10 protein-coding genes are annotated in these 10,974 nt (G+C 72.7%); 6 read left to right on the forward strand and 4 right to left on the reverse strand.

What is annotated here, in order from left to right; all coding sequences use genetic code 11:
• Positions 1-370: 370 nt before the first annotated feature.
• A complete protein-coding gene (locus E1298_RS37265; RefSeq protein WP_207945071.1) occupies positions 371-664 on the forward strand; it encodes an SHOCT domain-containing protein in 294 nt (97 codons plus the stop codon).
• A 29-nt stretch (positions 665-693) separates the two neighbouring features.
• Here the strand turns inward: E1298_RS37265 and E1298_RS37270 are convergent, their stop codons facing one another.
• Entirely contained in the window at positions 694-1,356 is a 663-nt protein-coding gene (locus tag E1298_RS37270) for a MarR family winged helix-turn-helix transcriptional regulator (RefSeq protein WP_131901862.1), read from the reverse strand.
• Positions 1,357-1,704: 348 nt separating this feature from the next.
• On the opposite strand from E1298_RS37270, the gene E1298_RS37275 reads away from it, so the two are divergent.
• From E1298_RS37275 to E1298_RS37285, 3 genes are all read left to right on the forward strand, one after another.
• A complete protein-coding gene (locus E1298_RS37275) occupies positions 1,705-2,022 on the forward strand; it encodes a DUF3263 domain-containing protein (RefSeq protein ID WP_131901864.1) in 318 nt (105 codons plus the stop codon).
• Between the two features lie 20 nt (positions 2,023-2,042).
• Entirely contained in the window at positions 2,043-2,864 is an 822-nt protein-coding gene (gene otsB, locus E1298_RS37280) for a trehalose-phosphatase (protein WP_243726041.1), read from the forward strand.
• 539 nt (positions 2,865-3,403) lie between these two features.
• Positions 3,404-4,261 (forward strand): hypothetical protein, encoded by an 858-nt coding sequence (locus tag E1298_RS37285; protein ID WP_131901866.1) that lies wholly within the window; start codon positions 3,404-3,406, stop codon positions 4,259-4,261.
• A gap of 118 nt (positions 4,262-4,379) precedes the next feature.
• Here E1298_RS37285 and E1298_RS37290 read toward each other — a convergent pair whose 3' ends face one another.
• Both E1298_RS37290 and E1298_RS37295 read right to left on the reverse strand, forming a co-directional pair.
• Positions 4,380-4,976 carry a PadR family transcriptional regulator gene (locus tag E1298_RS37290; protein WP_131901868.1) on the reverse strand — a complete coding sequence of 199 codons (597 nt, stop codon included), beginning with the start codon at positions 4,974-4,976 and terminating at the stop codon, positions 4,380-4,382.
• Between the two features lie 399 nt (positions 4,977-5,375).
• On the reverse strand, positions 5,376-7,727 hold the full coding sequence (locus tag E1298_RS37295; protein WP_131901870.1) for a serine/threonine-protein kinase: 2,352 nt from the start codon (positions 7,725-7,727) through the stop codon (positions 5,376-5,378).
• Positions 7,728-7,738: 11 nt separating this feature from the next.
• Between E1298_RS37295 and E1298_RS37300 the strand changes: the two genes are divergently transcribed.
• The gene (locus E1298_RS37300) at positions 7,739-8,290 is read left to right on the forward strand and encodes an RNA polymerase sigma factor (protein ID WP_131761458.1); all 552 of its coding nucleotides are present in this window, start codon (positions 7,739-7,741) and stop codon (positions 8,288-8,290) included.
• Positions 8,291-8,480: 190 nt separating this feature from the next.
• Positions 8,481-9,512: a sulfotransferase family protein gene (locus E1298_RS37305; RefSeq protein ID WP_131901872.1), complete on the forward strand. Its 1,032-nt coding sequence runs from the start codon at positions 8,481-8,483 to the stop codon at positions 9,510-9,512.
• Positions 9,513-9,566: 54 nt separating this feature from the next.
• Here E1298_RS37305 and E1298_RS37310 read toward each other — a convergent pair.
• Positions 9,567-10,974 (reverse strand): alpha,alpha-trehalose-phosphate synthase (UDP-forming) (locus E1298_RS37310; RefSeq protein WP_207945073.1); only part of this gene is annotated, 1,408 nt, incomplete at its 5' end.

A 10,974-nucleotide genomic window follows, 5' to 3' on the forward strand; every position in this document is an offset into this window, starting at 1 on the left:
GACGAGTACCTCTTGCGCATGTCAGCGCTGCGCAACGGCGGCTGACCCCCCGCAACCCGGGGGGCCGGGGTTGCTTACGGCGAGCTTTGCTGGGCGGGATCGTGAAACGCGGCTTCTTCGAAGATCCCGTCCATGCCGCCGCCTCTCCCGCCGCCGACCGAGGCGGAGGACGACGGCCCGCGAGGACGGCATTCGCGGCGTCCGAGGCCGTCCGACGACGAGGAGTACCGGCCTCCCTGGTGGTGAGGACGGCCGCCCCGCTACTCCGGCGGGCGTAGCGAGGGAGCCTCCGGCCGGGCGATGACGGCCCCCGGACCCTTCGCCGAGCATCGACTCATCCGCACACAGGAAGGGTCGATGGACCATGCTGATGACACTGGCGACGCAGACGCACCCGGAGCGCTGGCACGACGGCGGGGACGCACCCGCGTTCTGGCCGGTCTTCCCGATCACATTCGGGCTGTTCTGGCTGGCGGTGCTGGGAGGCGCGTTCTACCTGATCCGCCGCAGGATGGCCACCGGGGCGGCCGCCGCGACCGCCGCGACGGCCGCCGCCGACCCGATGGCCAAGGCGCAGTCGATCCTGGCCGAGCGCTTCGCCCGGGGCGAGATCGACGAGGACGAGTACCTCTTGCGCATGTCAGCGCTGCGCAACGGCGGCTGACCCCCCGCAACCCGGGGGGCCGGGGTTGCTTACGGCGAGCTTTGCTGGGCGGGATCGTGAAACGCGGCTTCTTCGAAGATCCTGTCGATGCCGTCCGGGTACATGGGGGCCTGGGCGGCGGCGTCGGCGAAGCGGGTGAGGAGGCGGGCGAACTCGGTCCGCTCGGTCGGCGACCAGCCGGTCATGAGCTCGTCCAGGTAGGCCCGGCGGAATCGGTCGGCGACCTGCTTCACGCGGCGTCCCGCGTCCGTGAGGCCCAGATTGGCGCGGCGCGCGTCCACGGGGGAGGGGCGTCGCGACACGAGTCCGGCGTCGATCGCGTGGCCGACCAGCCGGCTGGCCGTCGAGGGGTCGACCTCCAGCCGCTCGGCGACCGCGCCGACGGTGACCTCGCCCGTGTCGTCGTCCCGCGCGGGTTTCTGGCCGGGGGCGCAGAGGGCGGCGTCGGTCAGTGCCGCGACGGCGTTGACCACCATCAGGTTGGAGATCTGGAGCGGACGCCCGCCGGGTCCGCTGGAGGTCTGCGCGCGGATCCGCTTCATGAGGTCGGGCTTGGCCCAGACGCGGCGCAGGTGGAACAGCGCGACGCCGATCTCGGAGAGGACGGGGTCGGGGCTCTCCGTCTCGGACGGGTCGTGGCGGCCCGGGTCCCGGTCGGCGGGCCGTTCCGTGGCGGAGGTCTCCGTCGCCATGCAAAGGTCTCCCGTTCCGTGCCTGTGGTCTCGGACGCCGGACGCGCACCGCTCTCACCTTAACGCATGTAGTCTGCACACTTCTTTATGTGCGCTTTATGGAGCGCCCGGAGCCTGCTGTGACCACCGATCGCCTTGGGACACACGGCGTTGAAGAGCCGCAGGTGAACGGGGATGTGGTGCACTGAACGGACCCCGGCCGTTCCGCGAGAACCACCGGAACTTGTCGGCGCGGACGCGTAGCATGGCACCCTGCCGAACCCGGACGACCCGGGATCAGTAACCACAGAGGGGACCCTCATGCGAGCGGCGGACGCCCCTGGTGACGGCCCCCAGCAGGACGGAAGCATGGACGATGGTTCAGCCCTGGAACCCGTGACCGAGGATCTGGAAGACGACGGCGCCTTCCCAGCCGACCTCCTCTCCGAGCGCGACCGCCAGATCCTCGCCTTCGAGCGGCAATGGTGGAAGTACGCCGGAGCGAAGGAGCAGGCCATCCGCGAGCTGTTCGACATGTCGGCTACGCGGTACTACCAGCTCCTGAACATCCTGATCGACCGACCCGAGGCGCTGGAGTGCGACCCGATGCTGGTCAAGCGCCTCCGCCGGGTGCGGACGCAGCGGCAGCGGCAGCGCGCCGCGCGGCGGCTCGGCATCCGGCCCTGAGATGACCAACACTGGTCGATGTGAACACTCCCCATCCTGTGACGGCCGCCGGCGCTGACGGCCTGGACGCGATCCGCGAGGCTCCCTCCGGAGCCGTGCTCGGCTTCGACTTCGACGGCACCCTGGCGCCGATCGTCGATGATCCGGCCGCGGCCCGGGCCCACCCCCGGGCCGCCGCCGCGCTGGCCCGCCTCGCGCCCCTCGTGGGCTCGCTGGTGATCGTCACCGGCCGTCCCGCCGCCGTCGCGGTGGAGTACGGCGGCTTCGACGGCATCGACGGGCTGGTGGTGCTCGGGCAGTACGGGCTGGAACGCTGGGAGTCCGGCGTCCTGACCGTGCCCGACCCGCCGCCCGGCGTCGCCGAGGCGCGCGCCAAGCTGCCCGGTGTCCTGGAGGCGGCGGGCGCCCCGTCCGAGACCTACGTCGAGGACAAGGGGCAGGCGCTCGCCGTGCACACCCGGCGGTGCGCCGAGCCCGAGGTCGCGATCGAACGGCTCCGGAGCCTCCTCGCGGCGCTCGCCGAGCGTACCGGCCTCGTCGTGGAGCCCGGACGGTTCGTCCTGGAGCTGCGCCCGCCCGGCATGGACAAGGGCAGGGCCCTCCGCGCGTTCATCGCCGACCGCGGCGCCCGCCCGTCCGCCGTCCTGTTCGCGGGGGACGACCTCGGCGACCTGGCCGCGTTCGGCGCCGTCGAGGAGCTGCGCGCCGAGGGCGTCCCCGGGGTGAAGCTCTGCAGCGGCTCGACCGAGGTCACCGCGCTCGCCGAGCGCGCCGATGTGATCGTCGACGGGCCGGAGGGCGTCGTCGCGTTCCTCGACGCGCTCCTTGACGGAGCCGCCTGACCCCGCGCCTGTCTCTCGTGTGACAAGAGTCATGCCCGGGTTTGTCGGATCTCGCGAGACTCCTGGGGTGTGGGGGGGATCAGCCGGTTAACTGCGCCAAAATATGGTGGATTGTGGCAACTGTGCTGTTCGGGGCGGGCGCACGCTGACGACGGGGAGGATTGACGGTGGACACGGACCCGGGGACCCCGCGCCGTCCAGGCGAGATCAGGCAGACCCCGCCCCAGGGCTTTCCGTCCCCGGTGACGCCCCCGGAAGGCACGCCGCTGCCTCCGCAATCGCCGCCGGGCGCGCCGATTCCGCCGGGCGTTCCGCCGGGTACGCCGATTCCGCCGGGTACGCCGATTCCGCCGGGTGCGCCGACGCGTCCCATCGTCCACAACCCGCCGGGTATGTCCGCCCCGCCTACCGGCTGGGGGTCTCCGGCTTTCCCGGGGGCTTCAGCACAGCCCAGGTCCGAGCCGGCGATGACACCACCGGGTCCTGCGGGACGTCCAGGCGACCCCGCGCCCGTCCACGGACCCTCCGGCGCGGAGGAGATGCCCTGGTCCGGCGTCCCAGCCGTCCAGAACACCAGCCCCATACAAGACGCGGCCGCCGAGCGCGGGCCCGCTTCCGTGCGGGACGAGCGGGCGGGTGCGACCGGGCCGATGGGGCGTCGGGAGACCAGTGGCGTGCAGGTGCGGCTCGGCTCGCGGGAGGCGCGGAAGCGCGCGCGGCGGGCCCGGCGGGCGGGACGGCGTCGCGGGCTCGTTGCGGTGGGCGTGTTCGTGCTGGCCGCGCTGGTCACGGCGGGGCTCGTCCTGACGTCCGGCTCGAAGGACGGAGGGGACGGCGGCGACGGCGGAGCGGCCGCGGGCGGCGGCCCGCCCGGTGCGGCCGCCGGACGGCTGCCGCGCAGCGGAGCGCCCATCGAGGTCGGGACGGCCGACGGGGCGAAGTACAGGATCGCGGCGGTGACCGGGGGCGTGAGCGACGGCGTGATGACGTCGGTCCAGTCGTCGCCGCCGGCCGGGACGTCGTTCGCCTACGTCGAGTACGTCCTGACCAACCCGACACGCCAGAAGGTGCTGCTGGACTTCCCTGGTGACGTGTTCGTCAAGCGCGACCTCGTCACGCCGCAGGCGCGCGGACGGTGCATGCCGCAGGCCGGAGTCCCGGAGGACATGTGCACACCGCCGACGAAGAGCGATGTGGTGCGGCGGCTGGCGGGCGGCGGTCTGATCGCGGGGGACGGGGGCGACAAGTACATGCCGCCGGGCGCGTCCTATCTGGTCCGCGCGACGGTCGACGTTCCGGTGGAGCGGCGCCTGACGCGCGCGGACGTCGGCCTGTACGTCTGGAAGCAGCTGTACATGGCCGATCAGCTGGCCAAGCAGGCCCCTTTCCCGGGCTGACCCGGGCCGGCTTCCCGGGCTGACGCGGGCCGGTTTCCCGGGCTGACGCGGGCCGGACGGCAGCGGACCGCCGTGGCCGTCCGGACTCGCACGTCCGGTCGGCCACGGCGGTGGCGGTTCACTCGGCCGCGGGGTCATCGGCGAGGATTCCATAGAGGCGGCGACGGGCGTCGTTGACGACGTCCAGCGCGCGCGCCTTCTGGGTTTCGCTGCCGACGGACATGACCTGTTGCAGGGCTCCGAGGAGCTGGCCGATGGCCTCCCGTCCGCGCATGACGTTCTCGCCCGCGGCCTCGGTGACCTCGTCCCAGGGGGCGACGGTCTGCGCCGCCGCCTCCTCACGTCCCGTGTCGGTGAGGGAGAACAGCCGCTTGCCGCCCTGCTCCTCGCTGCTGACCAGTCCCTCGTCCTCCAGCATCTGGAGGGTCGGGTAGACCGAGCCGGGGCTCGGGCGCCAGACGCCGCCGGTGCGGTTGTCGAGCTCCTGGATCATCTCGTAGCCGTGCATCGCCCGCTCGGCGAGCAGGGCGAGCAGCGCCGCCCTGACGTTGCCGCGCCGGGTGCGCCGGCCGCCGCGTCCGCCCCGCCCGCGGTGGCCGGGGCCGAAGCCCGGGCCGAAACCGGGGCCGCCCCAGGAGCCGAACGGATCGCCGCGCCGCGCGCGCTCCTCGGGATTCCGGAAGCCTCCGCGTCCTCTCGTGTTGTGCTCTCGCATCGCAGTCTCCTTCTCTCGTGATCGGTTGCGATGCATTAACGATATATCGGAGACCGTTCGCGATGCAACTCCGGTTGGTCGGTTGGGGTCGGAGAAGCGGGTTGGCGGTCTGCCCGAACTGGGTTGCGCAGGGACGGGAGGCCCGTTCGCGCCGGGCGGATAGGCGGGGGCAGCCGTCGTCCATACGTTCCAGTGCGGTGGGCTGAGGCCGAGGTCTTGGCGGACGGTCCGGTGGCGCTCGTCCTATACGGGTCGTCAAAGAGGTCCCCATGCGCGGGCCGCCACAGGGTGCGCTGCCGCCGACGTGGAGTACGCGCCTGCCGGTGGACGGACGCGTCCACCGGCAGGGTCTTCACCCGGGGGCCGCCGCGCGACCGCCCGGGTTCCCTGCCCTCTGGGTTAGGGGCCGGTGACCTTCAGGTGATCGAGGATGTCCTTGGCGGCGTTCCGTCCGTCGGTCTCCTTGACCCGGATCCACAGCCCGAACTTGCCGGACTTGTCCCGCAACCCGATCTCGGTGACCGTCGGCGTCCCCGACTTGCAGGCGGTGAAGCGCGTGATCGTCCCGCTGAGGGCCTTGTCGGGGCTGGTGTAGTTCTCCGGCGCGGCCTTCGTGCACTGCGAGTGGACGGCGGCGTTCGGCGGCGGCAACTGCCCCGGCCGGACGTCCGTGGTCACGCCGATGAAGACGCCCGGCCCCTTCCCGTCGCTCAGGAACGCGGGGAGGCTCGGAGTCGCGCGCAGCACCGGACGCGGCTGGGTGTCGCTCAGCCGGACGCCGGACGGCGTCCACGTCGGCTCCTGCTGCTTCGGCCACGCCTTCGGCACCGCCGCCTTGATCTTGCCGGACGCGTCGGCGATCTCGGTGAAGTCCTTCGGGACATCGGACGTCTTCTTGCCGCCGTCGTCCCCCTTGTCGTCGCCGGAGAACAGCGTCCCCAGAGCGAGCCCGCCCACCAGCGCGACCGCGAGGACGACCACCGTGATGATCAGCGGCGTGACGAACTTCTTCGGCGCACCGCCGCCCGCCGCCCGGCCCGGTCCGCCCGGTCCGCCCGGTCCGCCTTGCCCGCCGGGGCCGCTCGGCCCGCTCGGTCCGCCGGGGCGGCCTTGGGCGCCTGCCTTGCCGCCGCCGATGCCCTTGAGCTTCCCGAGCAGCCCGCCCTTGGACCCCGATCCCTGGCCCTGCGGACCCTGGCCCGGGGGAGGGGCCTGGAAGCCCGTCGGAGGTGGCGGCTGCCCTTGGTTGCCGTAGGGAGGCCGGCCACCCGGCCCAGGGCCCTGGCCGGGACCGGGGGCCTGAACAGGACCCGGCCCAGGGCCGTGGCCGCCGGGTCCGGCCGCGCCCTGCGGGAAGGGCGCGTTCTGCGACGGCTGGGTCGGGAAGACGGCCGTCTTGCCCTCGTCGCCGCCGGGCGGCTGGTGAGAAGCCTGGTACGGCTGCCCCTGCTGCTGGAGCGCCACCGTGCGTTCGTCATCGACGTCGGACGGCGGCTCCACCCGTCCGAACGGCGTGCCCTGCTCCCCTGGCTGGTCGACGACCGTCGCCGGCTCGCCGCCCACCGGAGGCTTCGGCGGGACGCGTATCTCGGACGTGTGGACGTCGTCCTCGGACGAGGGCTGGTCGAACCGGGTGTTCACCTCTGGCGGGACGCCGCCGGGCGGCTGACCGTGCCCAGGCCCGGGCGGCTGGGGCTGTCCAGGACCCGGTGCCGGAGCAGCCCCTTGCGCCTGCGCCGATGTGCCGTCGTGGTAGAAGTCCTGGATGGTCGCGTCCGGCTCGATCTTCGGCACCGGCACGGGCGGCGGACCCTGCTGAGGACGACCCTGCGCCTGGCCCTGGCCTTGCGCCTGGCCCTGGCCTGGTGGCGGGCCCGGCGGCCCGTATGAAGGGGACGGCGCGCTGGGGACGGACGTCGGCCGGAGGGTCGACAGGGCCTCGGCGAACGCCTCGGCGGTCGGCCACCGCTTCTCCCGTTCGACCTCAAGGGCCCGCAGGATGACCTGGTCGAACGCCGGGGACACGCCCTCGCGCAGCTCGCTCGGCGGGGACTTGACCGGCGCCGGGCCGGGGGCCCGTCCGGTGAGCATGTGGTAGGTCAGCGCGCCGAGCCCGTACACGTCCGCGCGCACGTCGAGTCCGCCGCCGAACCGCGCCTGCTCGGGCGACATGTACCCGGGCGTCCCGACCGGCAGCGTGAACGCGCCGGAGGCGTGCGCGAGGGCCTTGGCCAGCCCGAGGTCGGCGATGAGCAGCTTCTCGCCGCCGTCGGGCGTCGACTGGAACAGCACGTTGGACGGCTTGAGGTCGCGGTGGATCACGCCCAGCGTGTTGATCACCTCGACCCCGTAGGCGATCTCCTCGGCGAGCACCAGGGCCTCGTTGACCGGAAGTGGCCGTTCGCGCATGCGGTCGCCGAGCGTCCCCCGGTCCGCGTACGACATAACGAAATAGGGGCGTCCGTCCGGAAGCTCCCCTATGTCGTGCACCCGGACCAGACGCTCGGAATCGGCGCGGCGCAGGATCCGGGCCTCCTCCAGGAAGCGATTGCGCACGTCCAGGTCATCGATGAGGCTGCCGGACAGGACTTTTATCGCGACCTGGGACTCGAGTGCGTCGTCGTGCCCGAGCCACACAGAGGCGAACGCCCCGGAACCCAGGACGCGATCGATTCGGTAACGGCCGACTGATGGTGGGAAGGACACTCCCGTATCATGCCCAACAAACGGGGTGTGTGTGCGAACGAGCATTGAGGCGCGGCATGGCATTCGATGAGAGGACCGAGGAGCTGGCGGTCAAGGCCGCCCAGGGCGACCAGTCCGCCCTCAACGAGCTCCTCCGCAAGATCGAGCCGGACGTGCTGCGGCACAGTTCACGGTTCCTGCCCTGCCGGCAGGACGCAGAGGAGGCGTGCCAGGACGCGTTGCTGCAGGTCGCGCGGAATATTCACCGCTTCGAGGGCAGGTCGCGTTTCAGCACGTGGCTGCACGTCGTCGTCGCGAACTCGGCGCGCTCGACCTACCGGTCGCTCAAGCGCCGCTCGGTCGAGCAGGCGGGCGAGCTCCCGCAGCAGCGTCCCGACCCGCGCCGCACCAGCGTCATCGCGGGCTCGCGGGTCGACATCCTGGACGCCATGGAAGACCTTGAGGCCCGTAAGCCGGACCTCATCCAGGCCCTCGTCCTGCGGGACGTCTCCCAGCTGGAGTACGCCGAGATCGCCGAGCAGCTCAAGCTGCCGCTCGGCACGGTGAAGTCCCGGATCCACGAGGCCCGCAAGCAGGTGAGGCAGACCCTCGGCGAGTCCTACACCTAGCCGCGTTCCGCCGGCATCGCCCGCGCGCCGTCGCCGCTCGCCCGGCGGCGGTGGCGGGGCCGGGACTCCGGCGCCTTGCGTAGATCGTACGGAACGGGCTGGTCAGCGGCCGTCAAGCGTCGGTATGCGCTCGGCAACCGCGGGCCCGGGTGCGGGGCGCGGGACGGGCGCGTCCGCCAGCATGCCGTGCATGTCACCAGACCTCGCCTCCCCGTCCGAGCGTCCGATCTTCGTCCTCGGATGTCCCCGCTCCGGCATGACGATGCTCCAGCGGATGCTGCACACGCATGCCCGCATCGCGATCCCCGCCGAGACGCGGTTCCTCCTCCCCGCCTACGCCGCGAGGTGCGAGTTCGGTGACCTGGGCGACAGGGAGAACAGGCGCGCGCTGGCGGAGTGGATCACCGGACGGCGGGCGACCAGGTTCCACGGTCTCGGGCTGGACGCCGACGAGGTCGTCGAGGAGATCGTCGCCGGACCGCCCACGCTCGGCTCGGCGCTCGCCATCGTGTTCCGCGCGTACGCCCGCCGGTTCAGCAAACCGCGCTGGGGCGACAAGCGGCCGAGCTACTCCGGGCACGTGGGCACGCTGCTGCGGATGTTCCCGGACGCGCAGTTCGTCCACCTCGTCCGGGACGGCCGGGACTGCGTCGCCTCGCTGCGCGAGATGCCCTGGTACAAGCACGACGTCCATCACGCCGTCGCGGCCTGGCGGGAGGCGATCGACACCGGACGGCGGCTCGCCGCGCGCCTCGGCCCGGACGCCTACTACGAGCTGCAGTACGAGCGGCTCGTCGCCGACCCGGCGGACGAGCTGATCCGGCTCTGCGGCTTCCTCGGCGAGGACTACGACCCGGCGATGACGAGGCCCCAGGGCCTGGCGGCGCCGACCGTCCCGCCGCAGAGGAAGTGGCATGAGCGGACGAACACCGGCCCGGTCACGTCCAGCCGCGTCGGCTCCTGGGCGCAGCGCCTGGAGCCGTGGGAGATCGGGCTGGCCGAGGCCGCGTTCGGGGAGCGGCTCGCCGAATACGGCTACGAGCCGAGCGGCCTGCCCGGGCCGTCCGCCGCCCAGCTCGCCCGCTTCACCAGGACGAGCACGCACCGCCGCATGGCGCAACGCAAGGCGGACCTGCGCGAGCGCTGGCAGCGCCTCCACGAGCCCGGCCCGGTCGAGTGCCTCCTGGACTCAGAGCCCTCCGCCCCCGCCCCCGCCCGCTGAGCGGATGCGGGGCGGTGCGGCGTGGCGTGGCGCGGGACGGAGCGGCGCGGGGTGTCAGTCCAGTGCGGCCAGTTGGTCGGCGAACCAGCGTTGCGGCGGGAGGGCGGTCGCGGCGGCGGTGAGGCGGGCGCAGCGCTCGGCCCGCTGGTCGCGGGGCATCAGGAGGGCCTGGTGGAGCGCCTCCGAGGTCTGTGAGACGTCGTAGGGGTTCACCATGATCGCGTCCTCCGACAGCTCGGACGCGGCGCCCGCCTCGCGCGAGAGCACCAGCGCGCAGCCGCGCCGCGACAGGACGGGACCCTCCTTGGCGACGAGGTTCATCCCGTCCCGGATCGGGTTCACCAGCAGCACGTCCGCGAGGCCGTAGGCGGCGAGGGAGCGCGGATAGTCGTCGTTCACCTGGAGGATTAGCGGGTCCCAGGACGGGGTGCCGAACTCTTCGGTGATCTGCCCGGCCATCCGCTCCACGGCCGCGGTGTACTCGCGGTACTCGGGCAGGTCGTAGCGCGACGGGTAGGCGAACGCCAGGTGCACCACCCGGCCGCGCCACTCGGGATGGTTGACGAGCATCTCGCGGTACGCCGCCAGGCCCCGGACGATGTTCTTCGACAACTCGGTCCGGTCGATTCGCACGATGAGCTGACGGTTGCCCACCTGCTCGCGCAGCGCGCGCGCCCGGTCCGTGACGTCCTGTTCGGCGGCCCGTTGCCTCAACGCCGTCCCGTCGATGCCGAGACCGTGCACGCCGACACGAGTGACGTGGCCGCCGCACGTGACCGTCCGGGCTATGCGGTCTACGCGCGCGCCGGGCAGCAGTTGCTCGCAGCAGTCGAGGAACGCCGCCGCCCAGCGCTCGGTGAGGAACCCCGCGTGGTCGGAGCCGAGGATGCCGTACAGGATCTGCTCACCGATGTCGTCCGGGAGCAGCCGGTAGTACTCGGGCGGCGCCCACGGCGTGTGGGAGAAGTGCACGATCTTCAGGTCGGGACGGCGGTCGCGGAGCATCCGGGGCGCCAGCGACAGGTGGTAGTCCTGGATCGCGGCCTTGGCGCCCGGCGCGGCGTCCCGGGCGAGCGCGTCCGCGAACGCCGCGTTGTACGCCTCGTAGGACTGCCAGTCCCGGCGCGCGCGGGCGTCGAAGTGCGGGCGGCGCGGGGTGTCGTACAGCAGGTGATGGACGAACCAGAGCGTGGAGTTGGCCACAGCGTTGTAGGCGCGCTGAAAGGTGGCCAACGGGATGTCGAGCATCCGCACGGCCGCGCCACCGGTTTCGTAGCCGGCCTGGTCGAGCCGTCCGTCCGGGGCCTGGCGTGTCGCCGCACGGTCGGCGTCGCCCAGGGCCGCGCACACCCACAGGACCTCCGGAGAGGCCGTGGCCACGGGTGCGGCCCCGGGACCAGGAGAGCGGGAGGCGTTGGAGGGGGACGGATAGCGGGAGGCGTCGGCGTGGGAAGGGGGACGC

Origin of the sequence: Actinomadura rubrisoli (assembly GCF_004349215.1) — a bacterium.
Lineage (GTDB): Bacteria > Actinomycetota > Actinomycetes > Streptosporangiales > Streptosporangiaceae > Spirillospora > Spirillospora rubrisoli.

What these genes read in the sequence shown, in the direction of transcription:
- E1298_RS37265 (WP_207945071.1), top strand. Translation starts at nt 371, where the DNA reads ATGACACTGGCGACGCAGACGCACCCGGAGCGCTGGCACGACGGCGGG.
- E1298_RS37270 (WP_131901862.1), bottom strand. Translation starts at nt 1,356, where the DNA reads ATGGCGACGGAGACCTCCGCCACGGAACGGCCCGCCGACCGGGACCCG.
- E1298_RS37275 (WP_131901864.1), top strand. Translation starts at nt 1,705, where the DNA reads ATGGACGATGGTTCAGCCCTGGAACCCGTGACCGAGGATCTGGAAGAC.
- E1298_RS37285 (WP_131901866.1), top strand. Translation starts at nt 3,404, where the DNA reads ATGCCCTGGTCCGGCGTCCCAGCCGTCCAGAACACCAGCCCCATACAA.
- E1298_RS37290 (WP_131901868.1), bottom strand. Translation starts at nt 4,976, where the DNA reads ATGCGAGAGCACAACACGAGAGGACGCGGAGGCTTCCGGAATCCCGAG.
- E1298_RS37295 (WP_131901870.1), bottom strand. Translation starts at nt 7,727, where the DNA reads ATGCTCGTTCGCACACACACCCCGTTTGTTGGGCATGATACGGGAGTG.
- E1298_RS37300 (WP_131761458.1), top strand. Translation starts at nt 7,739, where the DNA reads ATGGCATTCGATGAGAGGACCGAGGAGCTGGCGGTCAAGGCCGCCCAG.
- E1298_RS37305 (WP_131901872.1), top strand. Translation starts at nt 8,481, where the DNA reads ATGTCACCAGACCTCGCCTCCCCGTCCGAGCGTCCGATCTTCGTCCTC.